Source organism: Kitasatospora sp. NPDC058444 (genome assembly GCF_042721415.1).
In the GTDB taxonomy this organism is placed as follows: domain Bacteria; phylum Actinomycetota; class Actinomycetes; order Streptomycetales; family Streptomycetaceae; genus Kitasatospora.
The window spans coordinates 22,277-43,009 of record NZ_JBHXLL010000062.1 but is presented as its reverse complement, the minus strand read 5'-3'; the positions used below and the strand labels follow the sequence as shown (position 1 = coordinate 43,009).

The 20,733-nt window shown below is 74.6% G+C and carries 19 protein-coding genes; 13 read left to right on the top strand and 6 right to left on the bottom strand.

The annotated features are described in order from the left end of the window. The 3 genes from ACFWP2_RS36915 to ACFWP2_RS36905 all read left to right on the top strand — a co-directional run. Window positions 1-83 (top strand): acyl-CoA dehydrogenase family protein (locus tag ACFWP2_RS36915; RefSeq protein WP_157882129.1); only part of this gene is annotated, 83 nt, incomplete at its 5' end. A 159-nt stretch (window positions 84-242) separates the two neighbouring features. Further along, window positions 243-1,109 carry an oxidoreductase gene (locus tag ACFWP2_RS36910; protein WP_380459975.1) on the top strand — a complete coding sequence of 289 codons (867 nt, stop codon included), beginning with the start codon at window positions 243-245 and terminating at the stop codon, window positions 1,107-1,109. 107 nt (window positions 1,110-1,216) lie between these two features. Beyond that, the gene (locus ACFWP2_RS36905) at window positions 1,217-1,696 is read left to right on the top strand and encodes a GNAT family N-acetyltransferase (RefSeq protein ID WP_380459981.1); all 480 of its coding nucleotides are present in this window, start codon (window positions 1,217-1,219) and stop codon (window positions 1,694-1,696) included. Window positions 1,697-1,781: 85 nt separating this feature from the next. Here the strand turns inward: ACFWP2_RS36905 and ACFWP2_RS36900 are convergent, their stop codons facing one another. Further along, on the bottom strand, window positions 1,782-2,165 hold the full coding sequence (locus ACFWP2_RS36900; protein WP_380459973.1) for a MerR family transcriptional regulator: 384 nt from the start codon (window positions 2,163-2,165) through the stop codon (window positions 1,782-1,784). 175 nt (window positions 2,166-2,340) lie between these two features. Here ACFWP2_RS36900 and ACFWP2_RS36895 point away from each other — a divergent pair, with 175 nt between their 5' ends. Together ACFWP2_RS36895 and ACFWP2_RS36890 are read left to right on the top strand one after the other, a co-directional pair. Continuing rightward, a complete protein-coding gene (locus ACFWP2_RS36895; RefSeq protein ID WP_380459971.1) occupies window positions 2,341-2,835 on the top strand; it encodes a peptidylprolyl isomerase in 495 nt (164 codons plus the stop codon). Between the two features lie 320 nt (window positions 2,836-3,155). Continuing rightward, the gene (locus ACFWP2_RS36890; protein WP_380459969.1) at window positions 3,156-3,743 is read left to right on the top strand and encodes a hypothetical protein; all 588 of its coding nucleotides are present in this window, start codon (window positions 3,156-3,158) and stop codon (window positions 3,741-3,743) included. A gap of 5 nt (window positions 3,744-3,748) precedes the next feature. On the opposite strand, the gene ACFWP2_RS36885 is transcribed toward ACFWP2_RS36890, so the two are convergent. Next, entirely contained in the window at window positions 3,749-4,234 is a 486-nt protein-coding gene (locus ACFWP2_RS36885; RefSeq protein WP_380459967.1) for a hypothetical protein, read from the bottom strand. Window positions 4,235-4,272: 38 nt separating this feature from the next. Then, window positions 4,273-5,664 carry an LCP family protein gene (locus ACFWP2_RS36880; RefSeq protein ID WP_380459965.1) on the bottom strand — a complete coding sequence of 464 codons (1,392 nt, stop codon included), beginning with the start codon at window positions 5,662-5,664 and terminating at the stop codon, window positions 4,273-4,275. A gap of 425 nt (window positions 5,665-6,089) precedes the next feature. On the opposite strand from ACFWP2_RS36880, the gene ssuE reads away from it, so the two are divergent. The 6 genes from ssuE (at window position 6,090) to ACFWP2_RS36850 (ending at window position 14,399) form a co-directional block, all read left to right on the top strand. Then, window positions 6,090-6,644 carry an NADPH-dependent FMN reductase gene (ssuE, locus tag ACFWP2_RS36875; RefSeq protein WP_380459963.1) on the top strand — a complete coding sequence of 185 codons (555 nt, stop codon included), beginning with the start codon at window positions 6,090-6,092 and terminating at the stop codon, window positions 6,642-6,644. A gap of 323 nt (window positions 6,645-6,967) precedes the next feature. After that, window positions 6,968-7,756: an ABC transporter ATP-binding protein gene (locus ACFWP2_RS36870; protein WP_380459960.1), complete on the top strand. Its 789-nt coding sequence runs from the start codon at window positions 6,968-6,970 to the stop codon at window positions 7,754-7,756. 16 nt (window positions 7,757-7,772) lie between these two features. After that, window positions 7,773-10,343 (top strand): ABC transporter permease, encoded by a 2,571-nt coding sequence (locus ACFWP2_RS36865; RefSeq protein WP_380459979.1) that lies wholly within the window; start codon window positions 7,773-7,775, stop codon window positions 10,341-10,343. 178 nt (window positions 10,344-10,521) lie between these two features. Beyond that, entirely contained in the window at window positions 10,522-12,513 is a 1,992-nt protein-coding gene (locus ACFWP2_RS36860; RefSeq protein ID WP_380459958.1) for a hypothetical protein, read from the top strand. Between the two features lie 161 nt (window positions 12,514-12,674). After that, window positions 12,675-13,715, top strand: coding sequence for a glycosyltransferase family 2 protein (locus ACFWP2_RS36855; protein ID WP_380459956.1), 1,041 nt, complete (start codon window positions 12,675-12,677; stop codon window positions 13,713-13,715). 66 nt (window positions 13,716-13,781) lie between these two features. Continuing rightward, window positions 13,782-14,399, top strand: coding sequence for an acyltransferase (locus ACFWP2_RS36850; protein WP_380459953.1), 618 nt, complete (start codon window positions 13,782-13,784; stop codon window positions 14,397-14,399). A gap of 80 nt (window positions 14,400-14,479) precedes the next feature. On the opposite strand, the gene ACFWP2_RS36845 is transcribed toward ACFWP2_RS36850, so the two are convergent. The 3 genes from ACFWP2_RS36845 to ACFWP2_RS36835 form a co-directional block, all read right to left on the bottom strand. After that, window positions 14,480-16,081 (bottom strand): LCP family protein, encoded by a 1,602-nt coding sequence (locus tag ACFWP2_RS36845; RefSeq protein WP_380459951.1) that lies wholly within the window; start codon window positions 16,079-16,081, stop codon window positions 14,480-14,482. Window positions 16,082-16,297: 216 nt separating this feature from the next. Further along, a complete protein-coding gene (locus ACFWP2_RS36840) occupies window positions 16,298-17,542 on the bottom strand; it encodes an LCP family protein (RefSeq protein ID WP_380459949.1) in 1,245 nt (414 codons plus the stop codon). A gap of 37 nt (window positions 17,543-17,579) precedes the next feature. After that, window positions 17,580-18,371, bottom strand: coding sequence for a TIGR03089 family protein (locus ACFWP2_RS36835; protein WP_380459947.1), 792 nt, complete (start codon window positions 18,369-18,371; stop codon window positions 17,580-17,582). A gap of 104 nt (window positions 18,372-18,475) precedes the next feature. On the opposite strand from ACFWP2_RS36835, the gene ACFWP2_RS36830 reads away from it, so the two are divergent. Together ACFWP2_RS36830 and ACFWP2_RS36825 are read left to right on the top strand one after the other, a co-directional pair. Beyond that, window positions 18,476-19,609 (top strand): peptidoglycan recognition protein, encoded by a 1,134-nt coding sequence (locus ACFWP2_RS36830; RefSeq protein ID WP_380459945.1) that lies wholly within the window; start codon window positions 18,476-18,478, stop codon window positions 19,607-19,609. Window positions 19,610-19,703: 94 nt separating this feature from the next. Next, entirely contained in the window at window positions 19,704-20,615 is a 912-nt protein-coding gene (locus ACFWP2_RS36825; protein ID WP_380459943.1) for a DNA-3-methyladenine glycosylase family protein, read from the top strand. Window positions 20,616-20,733: the final 118 nt, after the last annotated feature.

Below are 20,733 nucleotides of genomic sequence, written 5' to 3'. Positions count from 1 at the left end.
TGATGCGGGACGCGAAGATCACGCAGATCTACGAGGGCACCAACCAGGTCCAGCGGATCGTGATGGCCCGCAACCTGCCGTAACCCGCCCCGACCTGCACCGACGGCCCCCGACCGCCCGTCCGCGGTCGGGGGCCGTATGTCGTCCGGCATCGAACAGTCCTGGACGCGGCACCCGTGCCGGTGTCATAAATGATCGTCAATTCATGGGTGGCACGCGACGATTGCGGGAGATCGACGATCATGGGCAGCATCCCCGAGCAGGACCCGGCCGGCAAGGTCTGGCTGATCACCGGCGCCAACTCCGGCTTCGGCCGGGCGATCGCGAAGGTCGCGCTGGCGGCCGGCGACACCGTCGTGGCCGCCGTCCGGCGCCCCGAGACGCTGGAGGTGGCGGCCGGCAAGCACCCGGGCAAGCTGTTCCCGGTCCGGCTGGACATCACCGACCAGGAGCGGATCCCGGCCGTCGTCGCGGAGACCGTCCGGCGGCACGGCCGGATCGACGTCCTGGTGAACAACGCCGGGCGCGGGCTGATCGGCGCCGTCGAGGAGTCCACCGACCGCGAGCTGCGGGACCTGATGGACCTGCACTTCTTCGGCCCGGCCGCGCTCACCCGGGCCGTGCTGCCGCACCTGCGGGCCCAGGGCTCCGGCGCGGTGGTGCAGATGAGCAGCATGGGCGGCCGCTTCAGCTTCGCCGGCGTGGGCGCCTACTCGGCCACCAAGTTCGCGCTGGAGGGGCTGTCCGAGGCACTGGCCAAGGAGGTGGCCGGCTTCGGGATCAAGGTGCTGATCGTCGAGCCCGGCGCCTTCCGGACCGGCTTCGCGGGCGGGGACGCGCTCGCCCACTCCGCCCCCATCGAGGCGTACGAGCCGGTCGTCGGTCCGGTCCGCGCGGGGCTGCCGGACAGCGACGGCAAGCAGCCCGGCGACCCGGTGAAGGCCGCCGAGGCGATCCTGGCCGCGCTGGCCGCCGAGCACACCCCGCTGCGGCTCGCGCTCGGCAGCGACGCGGTGGACGCCGTCCTCGGCACCCTCGACGAGGAGCGGAAGGAGGCCGAGGCCTGGGAGGCGGTCGGCCGCGGCACCGACTTCCCGGCCGGCGAGTAGGCCTCACCCGGCCGACGAAAACCGCGCGACGGCGGGCAGCCGCGCTCCGTAGGCTGCCCGCCATGTCCTCCGCACCGACCACGCCCGGCACGTCCGGCACGCCCGGTATGTCCGGCACGCTCAGCCTGGCCCCCATCACCCCCGAGAACGTCGACGCCGCCCTCGCCCTGCGGGTCCGCCCCGGCCAGGAGGCCCTGGTGGCGCCGGTGGTGAAGTCGCTGGCCGAGGCGTACGCGTACGGCGACACCGCCTGGCCGCGGCTGATCCTGGACGACGGGCGGCCGGTCGGCTTCGTGATGGCCTTCTTCGACATCACCTTCTACCCCGACCGCCCCGGCGACCGCCCCCGCTCCGGCCTGTGGCGGCTGCTGATCGACGCCGAGCGGCAGCGCGGCGGCTACGGCCGCTTCGCGGTCGAGCAGGTCTGCGCCGAGATCCGCCGCCGCGGCGGCTCCCGCGTCACCGTCTCCTACCACCCGGGCCCGGACGGCCCGGCGGAGTTCTACGCCCGGCTGGGCTTCCGCCCGACCGGGGAGCTGAGCGGCGACCAGGCCGTCGCCGAACTGGACCTCCCTCCGCTCGACTGAGCGCCGCCGCCGTGAGCCGGAGGGGGACGAGAGGACCCCGCAGGCCGACCTGCCTCCCCGGAAGCCGAAGGCCCGGGAAACCCGCCTACGCGGCCTCGGAGGGGGACGACCGCTGCCCGGAGGCGGTCGCGATCACCTCGTCCAGCACCTCGCGGGAGCGCAGCAGGTCGTTGATCGTCCGGTCGATCCGCTCGCGCTCCGCGGTGAGCTCCTCGACCAGCAGCGGGGTGGCGATCTCGTTCGGGCTGCCGTCGGAGTCCCGCATGCAGGGGAGGATCTTGTAGATGGTCCGGCTGTGGAGTCCGGCCGCGAACAGCTCCTGGATGTGCACCACCCGGTCGACGGCGGCCTCCGGGTACTCGCGGTGGCCGCCCTCGGTGCGGCGGGCGGCGAGCAGGCCCTGCTGCTCGTAGTAGCGCAGCGAGCGTTCGCTCACACCCGTCCGACGGGCCAGTTCGCCGATCCGCATGCCGTCCACCCCGTCCCGTCCCGCGCCGCGGCCTGAACCTGACGCCGATGGTAGCTTCCCGGCCCGGCCCCGGGGTGGAGTCCGCACGGCGGGGAACCGGATAACACAGCCGCGTCCGACCCCTCCCGACCGGGGGCACCGAGCGCCGAACAGGTGATCGTGCCATCATCCCTGCATGTCTTCCAACGTTTTCTTCGACATCACGATCGACGACGCCCCGGCCGGCCGGATCGTCTTCAAGCTGTACGACGACGTCGTTCCCAAGACCGCCCAGAACTTCCGCGAGCTGGCCACCGGCCAGAACGGCTTCGGCTACGCGGGCTCCGGCTTCCACCGCGTGATCCCGGCCTTCATGCTCCAGGGCGGTGACTTCACCAACCACAACGGCACCGGCGGCAAGAGCATCTACGGCGAGAAGTTCGCGGACGAGAACTTCCAGATCAAGCACGACCGCCCGGGCCTGCTGTCGATGGCCAACGCCGGCCGCAACACCAACGGCTCGCAGTTCTTCATCACCACCATCGTCACCGACTGGCTGGACGGCAAGCACGTCGTCTTCGGCGAGGTCGTCGAGGGCATGGACCTGGTCAAGAAGATCGAGGGCCTCGGCTCGCAGAGCGGCCGCACCTCGGCCAAGATCAGCATCGCCGCGTCCGGCGAGGTCAAGTAGTCACCGCCGCCACTGGCACGCACCGCCCCGGAGCGGGACGTCGGGTCTTCCGGCCTCCCGCTCCGGGGCGGTTTCGTACCCGCCGGGCCGCTCCCGGGCCGCTTCGGTGCCGCTCCCGCGCCGCTCCCGCGCCCGCTTCGCGCCGGCCGCGCGCCCGCTTTCGCGCCGGTCCGCGGTGCGGCGGGCAGGGTAGCCCGGAGCGCCGCCGTCCGGGCCGGAACCGGGCAATCACGCGGCCTTCCTTCGCCGGGGCCCTACGCTCGATTCGGAGACGGTTCCAACCGTGTCCGAACTGGACTCTGCGGCAAGGTGGTTGACCGATGATGGAGCAGGGCGCCGACGACGGCGAGGTGACCTACGAACAGGTGACGGTGGTCTCCCTGGCCGGCTGCGAGCCGGTCGGCCCGGCGCGGTTCGCCGTCCGCGTCGGCCGCGAGGGCATGACCGTCAAGCGGGTGGCGGGCTACTGGGTGCGCTGGGACGAGCGGTGGGGCGCGGACGAGGTCCGCCACCACTCCCGCTGGGTCCCGGACGAGGAGTACGTGCGGCCGGACACCGGCAGTCTGGACGGCACCCTCGCGGTGATGGTCGCCGCGTACTGGACGGACCCGACGGGCGCCCTCCCGCGCCGCCCGGGCACCGAGACGGTGGTGACCTTCCGGCCGGGCGAGACCGAGCACGAGCTGGTGCTGGAGCAGCCCGCCCCGGTCGTCCCGGCCGTCCCGGCCGCCGTCGGCCCGCACCGCCCGTCCTCGCTGACGGTGCAGCTGACCCACGCGAGGTGGCTGAGCGGCGACCGGCAGCCGATCCACTACGGCTTCGCGGGCGCCACCGAGGCGGCCGGCGGCGAGGGGGAGTGGCTGGTCCGCTTCCCGGAGTGCGGCACCGGCCTGCTGCCGTACGTCTAGCGCGTTCAGGAGGGGCTCGGCGCGGGCTGGGCCGGGAGCGGCGAGGGCCCCCAGGCGCCCGCCCGCATCCCCACCCTGCGCGCCGGGACGCCGGCCCAGATCTCCCCGGGCCCGGTCGAGCGGGTGAGCACGGCGTTGGCGCCGACGATCGTGCCCGCGCCGACGGTCAGCACGCCCTCCTTGCACACCACCTTGGCGCCCGCGCACAGCACCGCGCCGTCCTCGACCACCACCCGCCGCATCGCGCTCTCCTCCTGCGGCACCCACGGGTCGGCCCGGCCGATGGTCACGCCGTTGTAGAGCGTCACGCCGGCGCCGAGGGTGGTGTACGGGTGCAGCACGGTGCCGAAGCCGCGGTGGTGGACCATCAGCCCGGGCCCGATCTCGCAGGCGGCGGGCACCTCCATCCCGTAGAGCGCGAGCGCCTCCTGGACCAGGCGGCCCAGGAGGCGGTGGCGACGGCGGTGGATCAGCGCGGTGACGAGTGACATCCACTCATTGTGGTGGCGCGGTCACGCGAAGTCGCGGACTACTTGAAGTCCGGCACCGCGGTGTCGTTCTTGAAGGCGGCGAAGAGCTGCTTGGACTTGTTGGCGTCCCACAGCACGGCGGACTCGCCGGTCTTGGTCCGGTAGTCCGGGTTGCCGATCGGCACGGTCAGCGACGTGCCGCTGCCGCCGTTGACGTCCTTCATGGCGAGGAAGAGCGAGCCGAGGTCGGTCAGCCCGCAGTCCTCGTCGACGATCAGAGTGCCGAGCGCCGAGTCCACCAGCGGGTAGAAGGTGAACGGGTTCATCAGGTTGCCGGGGGAGGCGGCCTGGTGGGCCAGGGCGCCGAGGAACTTCTGCTGGTTGCGCATCCGGCCGAGGTCCTGGTCGGCCATCTGGTGGCGCTGGCGGACGAAGGCCAGGGCCTGCTTGCCGCTGAGGGTCTGGTCGCCGGCCTTGAGGTCGAGGCCGGAGTCCTTGTCCTGGATGTCCTGGTCGATCTTCATCTCGACGCCGCCGATCGAGTCGACGATGCCGACGAAGCCGCCGAAGCCGATCTCGGCGTAGTGGTCGATCCGCAGGCCGGTGTTCTGCTCGACGGTCTGGACCAGCAGCCGGCCGCCGCCGTTGCCGAAGGCCGAGTTGATCTTCGCGCTGGTGCCCTTGACCGGCTTGCCGTTGCTGCCCTGGTGCTCGGGGATCGGCACCCAGGAGTCGCGCGGGATGCTCATCAGGGTGTTCCCGTTGTCCCCGACGTGCAGGATCATCATCGAGTCGCTGCGCTTGCCGTCGGTGTCGTGCCCGGTGTGCAGGTCGTCCTGCTCGGCGTCGGTGAGGCCCTGGCGGCTGTCGGAGCCGACGATCAGCCAGTTGGTGCCCTTGCCCGCGGCGGGGCGGCCGGGGTAGTCGGCGAGCACGTTCTCGTGGTTGAGCTTGGAGCCGGCCCAGAACCAGGTGGAGACGGCGGTCACCATGACGGCGATCAGCACGCCGAAGACCGACCACTTCACGATCCGCCGTCGCGGCCAGCGCCGGGCCTGGGCACCGGACGGGCGGGTGCCGCCGGGGCCGCCGGGCCCACCGGGGCGGCCCTGACCACCCTGGCCACCGGGCCCACCCGGGCGGCCCTGACCACCCGGTCCGCCCGGCCCGCCGTGGCCGGCGGCGCCGCCGGGGGCGCCGGGGGCGCCGGGACGCCCCGGCCCGGCGGGACGGCCGCCGGGCGCGCCGGCCCCCTGCGGAGGGACGCTGCCGAGCCTGGACGGCCCCGGCTGCCCCGGTTGCCCGGGCTGTCGCGGCTGCCGGGGCGCGGGCGCGCCCGGCCCGCGCGGGTTCAGCGAGGCCGGCAGCGGCGGCTCGGCCGCGCCGCCTCCGCCGGTTCCGCCGTACGGGTTCCCGCCGCCCCCCGGGCGGCCCTCCTGCCACGTGTTCATGCCGACGAGGATGCCCGACCCCGGTCGGGCTGACTCCCCCCGGGGGGCCCACCGGGCCTCTTGTAGCAGTTTTGATGCACGCATCGGATCGTTCCGCCGCAACGTCCGGACACCCGCCGTTCCGGCTGCTGAAACGTTTCTTGACCGGCTCGAACACAGCGTGTTTGCATTTCAGGCATGGATCAGCGTTGGGCACTCACGCGTCGGCGGCACGTCGACCTGCGGCGCGGTGTGGCCTGTTCGCTCTGTCGCGGCTGACGCGTCCGTCGAATCCCCGCGCTCCCGGCACGTCCGCCGGCCCAGCGCCCCGGTGCCGCCCCGGCACCGCTCCCGGTACCGGCCCCCCACCCGCGGCGCCTTCCCCCGCCGCGCCCGGCCGGAACCGGCCGCACCGCGCCGCCCCGCTCCCAGCCAGAGGTGAACCCATGGCCGTCGTCCTGTCCGTTTCCGGCTCCCCGTCCCCCACCTCCCGCACCACCCGTCTGCTGCGCCACGTCGACGCGCGGCTGGCGGACCGCGGTCACCACGTCGTCCCCTTCGAGGCCCGCGACCTGCCCGCGCACGCGCTGCTGTCGGGCGACTTCGACCACCCCGAGATCGTCGCCGTCACCGAGCTGTTCGCCCGCGCCGACGGCGTGGTCATCGGCACCCCCGTCTACAAGGCCGCCTACTCGGGCCTGCTGAAGGCCCTGCTGGACGTGCTCCCGCAGTACGCGCTGGCCGACAAGGCCGTCCTGCCGCTCGCCACCGGCGGCTCGCCCGCGCACGTCCTCGCGGTGGACTACGCGCTGCGCCCGGTGCTCAGCTCGATGGGCGCCGGCCACATCACCCAGGGCTGGTTCGTGCTCGACCGCCACATCACCGCCCGGGAGGACGGCACGACCCTGGTGGAGCGCGAGACCGAAGCCCTGCTGGTCCCGGTGGTGGAGGGCTTCGCCACCGCGCTGGAGCGGCTGGCCGCGCCCGCGCTGACGAGCTGACGGACCGTCGCCGCGGCCCGTACGGGGCGTCCCCGAGGCGGACCGCGGCGACCCCTAGGGGGAAGCGCCCCGCGGCCCGTAGAACCATGGTTGGGCGGCTTCATTCCGGCGGATGACGAGCCCCCGGCCGACGACTCCTAACGTGGTTCACACATCCCCACCCGCCAGGAAGCGGCCCGATCGCGTCGGGTCCGGTGGCCAGGTCCACCGGGAGGGTGGAGACAACTCCCGGTCGAGGACTACCGCCTGCGCCATGTCGCGAGGCGGGCGGGCCCGCGAGGCTGGGGGCCAACGGGTGAGCGCTTTTTCCTTAGGAGACTCCAGTGACGACGGCAGCAGCAGCCGTGTACGACCCCCAGCTTCCCGGCGGAGCGTCCGCCGCCGCCGCGTCGGCCCGTCAGGTCACCAAGGCGTACGGTTCGGGCGAGACCAGGGTGACCGCGCTCGACGCGGTCGACGTCGACATCCAGCGCGGCCGGTTCACCGCGATCATGGGCCCCTCGGGCTCCGGCAAGTCCACCCTGATGCACTGCCTGGCGGGCCTCGACACGGTCACCACCGGGCGGATCTGGATCGGTGACACCGAGGTCACCGGTCTCAAGGACAAACAGCTCACCAGACTCCGGCGCGACAAGATCGGCTTCATCTTCCAGGCGTTCAACCTGCTCCCGACCCTGAGCGCGCTGGAGAACATCACGCTCCCGATGGACATCGCCGGTCGCAAGCCCGACCAGGCCTGGCTGGACCAGGTGGTGGAGACGGTCGGCCTGTCCGGCCGGCTCAAGCACCGCCCCTCCCAGCTCTCCGGCGGCCAGCAGCAGCGCGTCGCGGTGGCCCGGGCGCTGGCCGCCCGCCCCGAGATCATCTTCGGGGACGAGCCCACCGGGAACCTGGACTCCCGCTCCGGCGCCGAGGTGCTGACCTTCCTGCGCCGCTCGGTGGACGAGCTGGGCCAGACCATCGTGATGGTCACCCACGACCCGGTCGCCGCCGGCTACGCGGACCGCGTGCTCTTCCTCGCCGACGGCGTGATCGTGGACGAGATGTACGCGCCCACCGCCGACTCCGTCCTCGAACGCATGCGCCGTTTCGACGGCAAGCGCACCAGCTGAGCGGCGGGACGACACCATCATGCTGCTCAGAACCTCACTGCGGAGCTTCTTCGCCCACAAGGGCCGGATGGCGCTCTCGCTCATCGCCGTCGTGCTGTCGGTGGCCTTCGTCTCCGGCACCCTGGTGTTCTCCAACACCGCCACCGGCACCTTCGACAGACTCTTCGCCGCGACCGCCTCCGACGTCTCGGTCCAGCCGCCCAAGCCGGCCGAGGACGAGGAGCAGCAGGCCGCCGTCAAGGTGCCGACCGTCCCGGTCCCGCTCGCCGACCGGGTCGCCGCGGTGCCGGGCGTGAAGAAGGCCATCGGCCAGGTGATGGTCGGCAACGCCGTCCTGGTCGACCCGGCCACCAACAAGCTGGTCGGCCCGACCACCGGCGCGCCGACCCTGCTCGGCAACTGGACCGACACCCCGCGCAACCCGGTCACCATCACCTCCGGCCACGAGCCGAGGAACTCCGGTGAGCTGGTGCTGGACGCGGACACCGCGAAGAAGGCCAAGCTCGGCCTCGGGGACAAGGTCCGGGTGGAGAACGGCGGCGGCCGGCACGACTTCACCATCGCCGGCATCGCCACCTTCAGCACCACCAACCCGGGTGCGGCGCTCGGCTTCCTGGACACCCCGACCGCCCAGCAGGTGCTGCTCGGCGAGCAGGCCTACACCTCGATCGAGGCCTTCGGCGACGGCAGCCGCAGCGACGAGCGGCTCAAGGCCGAGGCGGCGGCCGCGGTCGGCGGCGGCTACCAGGTCAAGACCGCGGCCGAGCAGAAGGAGGAGAACACCAAGCAGGTCGGCAGCAGCCTCGACTTCATGAAGTACGCGATGCTCGGCTTCGCCTTCGTCTCGGCGATCGTCGGCGCGTTCCTGATCGTCAACACCTTCTCGATGCTGGTCGCCCAGCGCACCCGGGAGATCGGCCTGCTGCGCGCCATCGGCGGCAGCCGGCGGCAGGTCAACCGCTCGGTGCTGGTCGAGGCGCTGATCCTGGGCGTGCTCGGCTCGACCCTCGGGGTCGCGGCCGGCCTGGGCGTCGCGGTCGGCCTGATCAAGCTGATGAACGCGCTCGGCATGGACCTCAAGGCGGCCGACCTGCGGATCGGGCCGGACGTGTTCGTCGCCGGCTACGCGCTCGGCATCGTGGTCACCCTGGTCGCGGCCTGGTTCCCGGCCCGCCGGGCGAGCCGGATCTCGCCGATGGCCGCCCTGCGCGACCACGGCACCCCGGCCGAGGGCCGCGCCAACCTGGTCCGCACGGTCGTCGGCCTGCTGCTGACGGCGGGCGGCGGCGCCCTGCTGGTGCTCGGCGCGCGGGCGGAGAAGGCGGCCACCGGCGGGCAGTACCTGGGCCTGGGCGTGGTGCTCACCCTGGTCGGCTTCGTGGTGCTCGGCCCGCTGCTGGCCTCGGCCATCGTCCGGGTGCTCGGCGCGGCGCTGCCGGCGGTGTTCGGCCCGTCCGGCAAGCTCGCCCAGCGCAACGCGATGCGCAACCCGCGCCGTACCGGCGCCACCGCCGCCGCGCTGATGATCGGCCTGGCGCTGGTGATCGCCTCCTCGGTGTTCAGCTCCTCGGCGGTCACCTCGGCCAGCGCGCAGATCGACAGGTCGGTGGGCGTGGACTACATCATCGCGGGCGGCCGCACCGGGGTCACCCCGGAGATGGTGGACATCGTGCGCCGGACCCCGGGCATCGACCACGTCACCACCCAGGAGTTCTTCCCCGCCAAGGTCCAGCTGGCGGACGGGCGGAAGCCGAAGACCGAGCTCACCGCCGTGCCGCCGGCCTTCTTCGGCACCGACTTCCGTCCGACCGTCAAGTCCGGTGCGGTGGACGCGATCGGGCGCGGCTCGCTGGGGATCGGAGAGGCCTTCGCCAAGGACAACAACCTGAAGGTCGGCGACCAGGTGACCGTCGACTACGGCAAGGGCCGCACCCAGACCCTGCCGGTCGGCGCGGTCTTCGCCAAGGGCGAGCTGTTCGGCGACGGCTCCTTCGTCGCCATGGACACCATGGCCAAGGTCGTCCCGGCCGCCGAGCAGCCGCCGGTGTGGACCTTCTTCGCCAAGGCCTCGGCCGGCGCCGACGTCGCCAGGACGCTGACCGCCCTGCAGGACGGGCTCAAGGAGTACCCGCAGCTGACCATCAAGGACCAGGCCGGTTACAAGGAGCTGGTGCAGTCCCAGGTCAACACCCTGCTCTACCTGATCTACGGGCTGGTCGCCCTGTCGATCACGGTCGCGGTGCTCGGCGTGGTCAACACCCTGGCGCTGTCGGTGGTCGAGCGGACCCGCGAGATCGGCCTGCTGCGGGCGATCGGGCTCTCCCGCCGCCAGCTGCGCCGGATGATCCGGCTGGAGTCCGTGGTGATCGCGGTGTTCGGCGCCGTCCTCGGCACCGGGCTGGGCCTCGCCTGGGGCGTCACCGCCCAGGGGGTCCTGCGGGACCAGGGCCTCGGGACGCTCTCCGTCCCGACCACCATGGTGGCGATCACGCTGGTCTCCTCGGTGCTGATCGGCCTGTTCGCCGCCCTCGTCCCGGCCTTCCGGGCCGGACGGATGAACGTCCTCGCGGCCATCGCGACGGACTGACCCGGCGTCGGGGGGGCGCCGGGCCACGGGGGAACGGGGGAACGGGGGAACGGGGGAACGGGGGAACGGGGCGGGGGCCGGGTGCGCACAGCGCCCGGCCCCCGTGCCGTGTCCGGCCCCCGCCGGGCGGAGGCGGCCGTCCTGCGCTCCGTCTCCCACGTGCTGAGATGATCGTCCGATGTTCCCCTCGGACGCTCCGCCGCTGCCCAGCGCCGCGCCCCTCACCGCCGCCGCGGCCGCCCGCTGGCAGGCCGCCCGGACCGCCTGGCGGCTGGACGGCCGCCTGCTCGCGCTGGTGCCGATCGGGTTCGTGCTCCTGGCCGGCGCGGTGGAGCCGGACGTGGGCCGGTGCAACGTCCAGAACGTCTGCCGGGAGACCTGGGGCTCGAGCCTGGCCGGCTGGTCGGTGCTGGCCGAGATCGTCCTGCTGGCCACCAGGGCCCCGGTCCGGGTGCTCGTCCCGCCGGTCGTCCTGGCGCTGCTCTGGTACCTCCCGCAGGGCCTGGTCACCCCGCTCGCCCGCTGGTCCGCGGTACTGCTCCACGTGCTGCTCACCGCCGTCCTGCTCGGCGCCGAGGCCGGCCGCCGCCGCGCCCGCCGGCAGCTGGACGAGCTGATGGCCCCGCCCGTCCACTACCCCTGGACGGCCGCGGGCGCGCCCTCGCCCGTCCACCGGGACGGCCCGCCCGTGCTGCGCCGCACCCTCGGCGCCCTGCTGCTGGTGGTCGCCGCGGTCTTCCCGGTGTACGGCCTCTGGGCGCAGGCCCGGGCGGACGCCGCCGCCGAGCGGGCCACCCGGGTCACCGGCACCGCGGGCGGGAGCGACCGGGACGGGGTGCTGACCGTCCGCTTCCAGCCGCCCGGCGGCGGCCCCGAGCGCACCGCCGCCCTCGACGTCCGGTGGCAGCACCGGCCCCGGCCCGGCGAGCCCGTCCCGCTGCTGGTGGACGGCGACTCGGTGCGCGCCCCGGGCGACGACTACGACGTCTCCGGCCAGCTGAGCGCCGGCGGCCTGATCGCCCTGCCCGGCCTGGTGCTGCTCGGCTCGGCCGCCGCCGCGGGCGCCCGCCGGGACAGGCCCGCCTTCGCCGGCGCCGCCCCCGCGCTCGCCGTACGGGTGCGCGCCGACGCCCGCGGCGACCTGCTGGTGCTGCCCCTGGACGGCCCGCCGGACGGCCCCGGGCTCTGGCGGCTGGTCGAGCGCGACCGCTACCGCTGGGCCCGGCACGCCGCCCCGGACGGCGAGGCCCCGGCCTGGGTGCCCGAACACCTGGGGACCGGCCACGAGGACGCCGACTACCCCGACCCGGTGCTCGGCCACGACGAGGACGAGGAGGAGTGCGAGGAGCTGTTCGACCGGGCGACCCCGGCCGAGGCCGCCGAGTGGCTGGCCCGGGCCGGCCGCAGCGTGCCCGCCGTGCTGTACGTCGGCCCGGACGGGCCCGACCGCCAGCTCCTCGTCCGCCCCGGCCTGCTGGACGGCGACCCGCACTGGGTGGCGTCCGTGGTCGCCCCCGCCGCCCGGCCCCCGCGCTTCGGCCGGCGCTCCGGGCGCTACCGCGAGCGCGAGCTGGCCGTCGCCGCCCTGACCGCCGAGACCGTCGCCGCCGCCCCCGCGGCCGGCCCGGACGTCGAGCCGCTGGCCGCCCGCCGCTGGGAGATGCCGCTGCCGCTGCGGGCGGCGGCCGGACCGCTGGCGGCGCTGCTGGTCGCCGCCGTCGTCGTGCTGCGCGACGACGACGGCTGGTGGGAGGGGCTGCTGCACCCGCTGTGGATCGGCTCGACGGCGATCCTCGCCTGCGCCCACACCCTCTCCTGGCAGCTGGTGGCCGACCGCGACGGGCTGCGGGTGGCCACCGCGCTGCGCACCCGCAGCTACCGCTGGGCGGAGATCTCCGCGGCGGCGGTGCACCGGAACCTGCTCACCATCCGGCTGCACGGCGGCCGCGAGTTCTCCTTCCTGTGCGGCCCGGCGGGCCGGCCGGCCGCCCTCCTCGGCGGGCGGTACGACCCGGCGGCGGTCGCCCGGACCGTCGCCACCGCCGCCCACCGGCCCGACCTGCGCCCGGCGCGGGCCCTGCCGGACCGCCTCGGCGGCCCCCAGCACCTGGTGAACCGGCTCGCGCTGACCGGTTACACGGTGTTCACCGTCGCCCACTACGTGCTCTGAATCCACCCCGGACCGGCACCGGATCCACACCGCTTCCGGCCCTCGCATAAGGGGGAGTACGGTGTCCTTGATCACAGCACCGGTGCCGCGCCGCGAGGCGCCCCCGGAGGCCCGGACCGGGACAAGACGGGGACGCGTCCGCACCGGTACGGTTGGCCCCGATGAACACCAAGGCTGCTGAGGAGCTGCCGGCTGTTTCCGTGATCATGCCGGTGCTCAACGAGGAACGTCACCTGCGCACGGCGGTCCGCCGCATCCTGGACCAGGAGTACCCCGGGCCGATGGAGGTGGTGATCGCCCTCGGTCCGTCCACCGACCGCACCGCGGAGATCGCGGCCGAGCTGGTGGCCGAGGACCCGCGGGTGCGGACGGTGGCGAACCCCACCGGCCGGACGCCGGCCGGGCTGAACGCCGCGATCCGGGGCTCCCGGCACCCGATAGTCGTGCGCGTGGACGGCCACGGCCTGCTCACCCCCGGCTACATCACCACGGCGGTCCGGCTGCTCGGCGAGATGGACGCGGCCAACGTCGGCGGCATCATGCACGCCGAGGGCGAGACCGAGTGGGAGCACGCGGTCGCCGCCGCGATGACCTCCAAGATCGGCGTCGGGAACGCGGCCTTCCACACCGGCGGCCTGGCCGGCCCGGCGGACACCGTCTACCTCGGGGTGTTCCGGCGCGAGGTGCTGGAGAAGCTCGGCGGCTACAACGAGGAGTTCATCCGCGCCCAGGACTGGGAGCTGAACTACCGGATCCGCCAGGACGGCGGCCTGGTCTGGTTCACCCCGCAGCTGAAGGTGACGTACCGGCCCCGCCCCTCGGTGCGGGCGCTGGCCAAGCAGTACAAGGACTACGGCCGCTGGCGCCGGGTGGTCACCCGCTACCACCGCGGCTCGGTCAACATGCGCTACCTCGCCCCGCCGGCCGCGCTGGCGGCGGTCGTCCTCGGGCTGGTGCTCGGCGTCGCCGTCCACCCGGCCTTCCTCGCGGTGCCCGGGGCGTACCTGCTGGGCATCCTCGGCGGCGCCGCGGTCGAGGGCCGCGGGCTGTCGTTCAAGGCCAGGGCGCTGCTGCCGGTCGCCCTCGCGACCATGCACCTCAGCTGGGGCTTCGGCTTCCTGACCTCACCGCGCTCGCTGGCCCGAAGAGTGATCGCCAGCGTCGGCCCGTCCTCCGAGGACGTGCTCTCGAAGGCCGGCTGACCCGGGCGCCGGCCGATTCCCTCCGGCGGCCCGCGGGCCCGCCCGGCACCGCTATCGTCGGTGCGCATGGCGACAGTTGAGGACGGGGCCGGTGCGGCCCGGATCGAGCCGAGCGCGGACGTCGACGAACGGGCCGCGATCGGTGCCGGGACGGCGGTCTGGCACCTCGCCCAGATCCGCGAGGACGCGGTGGTCGGTGCGGACTGCGTGATCGGCCGCGGCGCGTACGTCGGCCCCGGCGTGCGGATCGGGGACCGGGTCAAGGTGCAGAACCACGCGCTGGTGTACGAGCCGGCGGTGGTCGAGGACGGGGTGTTCATCGGCCCGGCCGCCGTCCTCACCAATGACCGGTACCCCCGAGCGGTCACCCCGGACGGTCGCCCCAAGGGTCAACTCGACTGGCACGCCGAAGGAGTGACACTCCGTCAGGGCTGTTCGATCGGCGGCCGGGCGGTGCTGGTCGCCGGCGTGACGGTCGGCCGCTGGGCGCTGGTCGCGGCCGGCGCGGTGGTGCACCGGGACGTCCCGGACCACGCGCTGGTCGCCGGTGTCCCGGCCCGCCGGATCGGCTGGGTCGGCCGGGCCGGCGAGCCGCTGCGGCCCACCGGGGACGGCGACTGGCAGTGCCCCCGGACCTCCGAGCGCTACCGCGAGCAGGAGGACGGAACCCTCCTGCCCTGCTAGGTGGTGCCTGCCCGGCCAGGTAGGGCCTGTCTCCGGCGGATTCCTGCCGGGCCCGACAAGATCCGCCGGCTGGGCCCCGGCTACTTGGCGCAGACGTCGGTGTCGTCGGCCTGCACCCGCTGGAGGTCCTCGGGCGCCTCGGTGGGCACCGCCGCGGGGGCGGCCAGGACGTCCTTGCCGAGCACCAGCAGCAGACCGCCCTTCGGGTCCGACTTCCCGGCCGGCTTGACGGCGTCGCCGGGCAGCCCGAGGGCGGCGGCCAGGGCGGTGGCCTCGGCCTCCAGGCCGGCCGGGTAGGTCACCGTGGTGGTCGGGGCGGGCGGTGCGTCGCTGCCCACCGCGGCCTTGGCGAAGCCCTTCGCCCGGAGCTTCTCCACGGTCGGCCCGGACTGCCCGCGGGTGCCGCTGCCGTTGCGCACCGTCAGCTGGACGCCCTTGGTGTCGGCGGTGGGGGCCGCGGCGGCCGTGGTGGGGGCGGCCGGCGGTGCGGCCGCGGCGCCGGTGGCCGGGGCCTCGGCGGCGGGCGGGGCGGGCGGGGCGGTGGTCTCGGTCAGCGAGCGGTCGGCCGCGACCATCGCGAACAGCTGCCCGGCGTCCGGCTGCTTGAAGATCACCCGGTCCGGGTCCTTGGGGTCGTCCAGGACGGGCGAGGTGGTGAAGGTGATGTTCTTGGTGTCCACCTTGCTGATGTCCAGCGCGAGGTCCTTGAGCTTGTCCACGCTGCCGATGCCCGAGTCCACGGTGAGCGCCTTGGTGGCGGCGTCCGCGAGCTTGTAGAGCTTGGTCGGGCTGGTCAGGGTGTCGTCGCTCTTGATCTTGCGGATCATCGAGCTGATGAACTGCTGCTGGAGCGGGATCCGGGTGAGGTCGCCGCCCTGGCCGACCGCGTGCCGGGTGCGGACGAAGGCCAGTGCCTCCTCGCCCTGGACGACGTGCCGGCCCTTGGTCATCTTGAGGTGGGAGCCGGAGTCGTTGATGTCCTTGGCCGCGCAGACCTCGACCCCGCCGACGGCGGTGGAGAGGGACTTCACCGCGTCGAAGTTGACCTGCACGAAGTGGTCGACCCGGATCCCGGTGTTCTTCTCGACCGTCTTCCAGGTGCAGCCCGCGTCGCGCCCCGCCTGGCCGAGGCTGTTGTTGAACTCGTCCCGCGCCGAGCCCGGGATCTTCTTCCCCTGGGCGTTCTGGCACTCCGGGATCGGCAGCATCAGGTCGCGCGGGAGGCTGATCACCGTCGCGTTGGTGCGGTCCTTGGCGATGTGGAACAGCAGCGTGGTGTCGGCGTGCCCGGTGCTGCCCTCGTCGCCGTACTCCCGGCCGAGGCCCTCCCGGCTGTCCGTGCCGATCACCAGGATGTTCAGCGCGTCCCCGGCGGCCGGGGGCCGCTCCGACTCGTCGCCCAGCTGGACCTTGACCGAGGTCAGGTTGTCGTTGAAGTGCCGGTACAGGTAGTACGCCCCGCCGCAGCCCGCCACCATCACCAGGGCGCCCGCCCCGGCCGTCCACTTGAGGGCGCGTCGGCGCCGGCTGCGCTTGGCGAGCGCGGCCGCCCGGCGCCGGCTGTCCCGGCGGCCCTCCGCGACCGGCGCGGCCGGTGCCTCGACGGCCCGTCGGCGCTGCCGGGGGACGCCGGGAGCCGGCTCCACCCGGTAGTGGCCGGCTTCCGGTTGCTCGTCGTGCACGCGGGTTCCCTACCTTCGACCGGTCACGGCTGCGGATCGGCCGTACGGACGGGCCGATCCGGACACACTAGACGAGCCGAACGGGGCAGTCGTTCCCGGTGTGATCTCCGCCATGTTCCGGCAGGGCGGCGACAAATACCGCTCGTGGCCGACCACTTGCGGAAACGCCCGGATCGGCGGGCCCGGGGCGCGCCGCCGCGGTCGGGGGCCGGCGGCTCAGTGCGGGGCGCAGGCGTCCACGTCGGCGGTGCGTCCCTCGAAGGTGGGCGAGGCGCCCGCGGAGGGTGACGCGGTCGCCGTCACCGCCACCGCCGCCTCGGCCGTCGGACGCGTTCCCGGGCCGGGATCCGGGCCCGGCGAGGGCGAGGGAGTGGGCCCGGGCGGCCGGACGGCCACCGGCCGGTCGTCCCGCAGCGCCGCGAACAGCTGGCCGGTCTGCGGCTGCACGAACTCGTCCCGGTCCGAGTCGTAGCGGTACGGGCGGCGCGGCGCGGTCAGGAACACCACGTCCGCCGAGGGGATGCCGCGCAGGTCCTGCGTCAGGTCGTACAGGGCGCCGAGCGAGGACAGCCCGCCGTCCGCCCGGACCGAGGAGGTGGCCGCGTCCAGCACCGGCCACAGCTTCGCCGGGTTCAGCAGCACCCCCTGCGACTGCACCTTGCGCAGCAGCGCGGCCAGGAACTGCTGCTGGCGCCCCATCCGCTGGGTGTCGCTGCCGTCGCCCAGGCTCTCCCGCGCCCGGACGTAGCCGAGCGACTGCTCGCCGTGCAGGGTCTGCCGCCCGGCGGGCAGGTCCAGCTTGGCGTCCTTGTCGTGGATCGGCTGCGGCACGCAGACCTCGACCCCGCCGATCGCGTCCACCATCGTCTTGAAGCCGCTGAAGTCGAGGATCACGTAGTGGTCGATCCGGATGCCGCTCAGCTTCTCGACGGTCCGGATCGAGCAGGCCGCACCGCCCGTCTCGAAGGCCCAGTTGAACTGCGTCAGCACCGGCTTGCTGCGGGTGCCGTCCGGCTTCTCGCAGGCGGGGACGGAGACCATGACGTCGCGCGGGACGGAGACCGCCGTCGCGTGCCTCCGGTCGGCGGCCAGGTGCAGCAGGATCGTGGTGTCCGAGCGCTGGGTGCCCTGCTCGCCGCCGTACGAGCCGTTGGCGCCGGAGCGGTCGTCGCTGCCGATCAGCAGGATGTTCTCGGCGCCCCGCGCCCCGGCGGTGCGGCTCGGCCGCTCGGCCTCCAGCTCGGCGAGCAGCCGGTCGGTGGCCGAGTCGGTGCGGATGTTGCCGTCCAGCTTGCGGTAGGCGATCCAGAGCAGCACCCCGGTGGCGACCAGCAGGAACGCGACGGCGCCGGCGGTGATCATCAGCCACCGCCGGCGCCTGCGCGGGCGTCCGCTCCCGTCGGGAGGGGTGTCGGTCGGGGGAGTGCCGGTCGGGGGGTGCTCGGTGTCGTCCTCGGCCATGGCAGCGATCCCTACCCGCCGGGCCCCCGCCGGGGGGTCAGCCGAGGCGCAGTGTCACCCGTTCGGACTCCGTCCGCTTCTCCCACTGCCCGGCGTCCAGCGCCTGCGAGTTGCGGCACAGCACCACCGAGGCACCGGCCGCCAGCGGGGCCAGCAGACCGGCCTCCAGGCCGGCCCAGTCGTCGTACGAGAGGGTGGACAGAACGCGGTCACCGGGCTTCAGACCGAGCCGCGCCGCGCCCTCCCGGGCCAGCGCCACGGTCTGCTCGCCCGTCAGCTTCAGCGGCAGCCCGTCCACCGCGGTCTCCAGCGCCTGCCCGTCCGGGGCGACGGGGGAGTACGGGGCGAAGCGGTCGCCCTGGCCGGGCACCTCGGCGGCGTAGTCGAGGAACCCGTCCGGACGCTGCGGGAAGCGGCCGCCGAGCGGGCGCAGCGCGAGCGCGACCCGGTCGCCCCCGCAGGCCTGGGCGGCCTCCAGCCCGTCCGGGCCGCTGACCACCAGGTCGGCGGCGGCCGGGTCGCCGCCCGGCACCGCCGTCACCCCGACCGACCAGCAGGCCAGCAGCCAGACGGCGCTCTGCCAGTGGGCGGGCAGCAGCAGCGCCGCCCGGTCGCCGGGGCCGGCGTTCAGCTCGTCCTGGAGGAGGTTGGCCGTCTTGGCCACCCAGTTGTCGAAGGTGCGGGCGGAGAGCTCCACCCGTTCGCCGGTGGCGTCGTCGTAGAAGGTGACCAGCGGGGCCGCGGGATCGACCGAAGGGGTGCCGCCGCGCAGGAATGCGTGCAGCAGCTCGACGGGGGTGCGGGCATCGGCAGCGAAAGGCGCAGTCATGGTGCGCCCCAGCCTAAGGCCTTCGGGTGGGAGGCCGGGAGGGGCGCCCGAACGGGCGCGGAGCGGCGTGGCGGGCGGTCCGGTTTGCGGCGACGATCCGGTCTATGCGCCTCTCACTCCCGGCCGCCCTGCTCGCCGCCTGCACCGCCGTCCTCCTCCTCCAGCCCGCCGCCACCGCGACCCCGCACCGCCGCGACCAGGCCGGCGGCGGCTCGACCACCACCATCCCGCTGCCCGCCGGCACCGGCCTCGCCCCGCGCGGCACCCGCCCCTTCGAACTCCTCGGCCTCGACTGGGACGGCCCCGCGGAGGCGCTCGCCGGCGCGGTGCTCAGGGTCCGCACCCGGAACGCGGCCACCGGCCGCTGGAGCGACTGGCACCGACTGGAGGCCGAGCCCGGGGACGGCCCCGACCACCCGGCGCACAGCGCCACCGCCCCGCTCTGGACCGGCCGCAGCGACGGCGTCGCCGTCGACCTCCGGCCCGGCCCCGCCGGAGTGCCCCCCGGGCTCCGGCTCGACCTCGTCGACCCCGGCCGCGGCGCCCCCCACACGACCGTACGGACCCTGCCCGCGGAGCCACCGACCAAGGGCCAGGCCCCACGCCCGCCGATCGTCACCCGGGCCGGCTGGGGCGCCGACGAGTCGCTGCGCGACCAGGACTTCGACTACACCGGCCCGGTCCGCGAGGTCTTCGTCCACCACACCGACAGCGCCACCGACTACGCCTGTGCCGACGCCCCCCGGGTGATCCGGGCGATCTACCAGTACCACGTGCGGACCAACGGCTGGCGGGACATCGGCTACAACTTCCTGGTCGACCGCTGCGGCACCGTCTACGAGGGCCGCGCCGGCGGCGTCGACCTCCCCGTCCACGGCGCCCACACCCTCGGCTTCAACACCGACTCCGCCGGCGTCGCCGCGATCGGCACCTACACCGAGGACCAGCCGCCCCAGCCCCTCCTCGACGGCCTCGCCGCCCTCGCCGCCTGGAAGCTCGGCCTCACCGCCCAACCCGCCGACGGCCGCACCCAACTCACCTCCACCTCGAACGCCAGCCGCTACCCCAAGGGCACCGTCGCCGACTTCGACGCCGTCTCCGGCCACCGCGACGCCGTCGCCACCGAATGCCCCGGCACCACCCTCTACGCCAGCCTCCCCGCCCTGCGCACCGCAGCAGCCCACCTCCAGACGCCTGCGGCCCTGCCGCCCGACCCCCTGACCCCCCTGACCCCCTGACCCCCCCCGACCCCACCCCTTCCCACCTCCCGTCCCGCCTCCCCCACCCCCCGCGTATCGTTCATATCCGGAGGCAACGCAGGAGGCGACAGCAGTGGAAGCAGTACGTCGCTGGCGCCCGACATTCCCCCTGGACGTGCCCCGCACCCTGCTCCCGCTGCGCCGGGGCCCCGCCGACCCCGCGTACCGCACCACCGGCGACGGCGCCGTCTGGCGCGCCTCCCGCACCCCGGCCGGCATCGGCACCCTGCGCGTGCTGCCGCGCCCGGCCGCCGGCGAGGTCGAGGCGAGCGCCTGGGGCCCGGGCGCGGACTGGCTCCTCGACCGCCTCCCCGCCCTGCTCGGCGCCGAGGACGCCCCGGAAGCGCTGGTGCTCCCGCCCGGCCCCCTGAGGGACGCCCAGCGCCGTACCGCCGGAGTCCGGCTGCCCAGGACCGGTCTGGTGCTGGAGTCCCTCGTCCCGGCGATCCTGGAACAGAAGGTCACCACCGACGAGGCCTACCGCGCCTGGCGCACCCTGCTGCGGGACTTCGGCACCCCGGCCCCCGGCCCGGCCGAGGGCATGCGGGTACCCCCGTCGGCCCGCGAGTGGACGCTGATACCGAGCTGGGAGTGGCACCGAGCGGGCGTCGACCCGAAGCGCTCGGCCACGGTCATGCGCGCGGTCCGGCTGGCCCCGCGGCTGGAAGAGGCCTCGGCGATGTCCCACGAGGAGTCCTTCGCCCGCCTCACCGCCGTCCCGGGCATCGGAGTCTGGACAGCCGCCGAAACCCTCCAGCGCAGCAACGGCGACCCCGACGCGGTCTCGGTCGGCGACTTCCACCTCCCCAACCTGGTCGGCTGGGCCCTCGCCGGCCGCCCCCGCAGCGACGACGCCCAGATGCTCGCCCTACTGGAGCCCTACCGCCCCCACCGCCACCGCATCTGCCGCCTCCTCCTGGCCACCGCCACCCACGCCCCCCGCTACGGCCCCCGCCTGACCCCCAACGACCACCGCCACCGCTAGGCCTCGTCGTGGGGGGGGGGGGGCCCCCCCGCCCCCCCCCCCCCCCCCCCCCCCCCCCCCCCCCCCGCGCCCCCCCCCCCCCCCCCGGCGCGGGCCCACGGGCCCGCCCCGGCCCGCG